We start from the raw sequence: 597 nt of genomic DNA on the forward strand, positions 1-597 counted from the left end.
TTGCCGCGGAAGACGATCTGGTCGATGCCGGTCATGATCGTGCCCAGTACCAGGCCCTTGCTCATCCACGGCTTGAAGTTGCGGGCGATGTACAGTTCTTCGTGCAGCCAGGACTGCTTGAACGCTTCCGGATACGCCGTCAGTTCGTCGCCCTGGCGGCCCGCGCCCAGCGCCGCAAACGCCGCTTCCGCCGCCAGCATGCCGGTCTTGATCGCGCCGTGGCTGCCCTTGATGCGCGACGTGTTCAGGAAGCCGGCGTCGCAGCCGACGAGAACACCGCCCGGGAACACGGTCTTCGGCAGCGATTGCAGGCCGCCCGAGGCAATGGCGCGGGCGCCATACGAGATGCGCTTGCCGCCTTCGAAGAAGCCGCGGATNCGACGTGTTCAGGAAGCCGGCGTCGCAGCCGACGAGAACACCGCCCGGGAACACGGTCTTCGGCAGCGATTGCAGGCCGCCCGAGGCAATGGCGCGGGCGCCATACGAGATGCGCTTGCCGCCTTCGAAGAAGCCGCGGATCGCCGGGTGCGTCTTGTAACGCTGGAATTCCTCGTACGGCGACAGGTAGGGGTTCTGGTACGACAGCCCGACCACGTA

2 pseudogenes are annotated in these 597 nt (G+C 66.1%); both read right to left on the minus strand.

Annotated features, from left to right (window positions below):
• Positions 1 to 362: pseudogene (locus tag QPK27_RS25225) on the minus strand (NAD(P)/FAD-dependent oxidoreductase); the annotation flags it as partial.
• A gap of 145 nt (positions 363 to 507) precedes the next feature.
• A pseudogene (locus tag QPK27_RS25580) lies at positions 508 to 597 on the minus strand (hypothetical protein); the annotation flags it as partial.

Source organism: Massilia sp. YIM B02443, assembly GCF_030411955.1.
Taxonomy (GTDB): Bacteria; Pseudomonadota; Gammaproteobacteria; order Burkholderiales; family Burkholderiaceae_D; genus Telluria.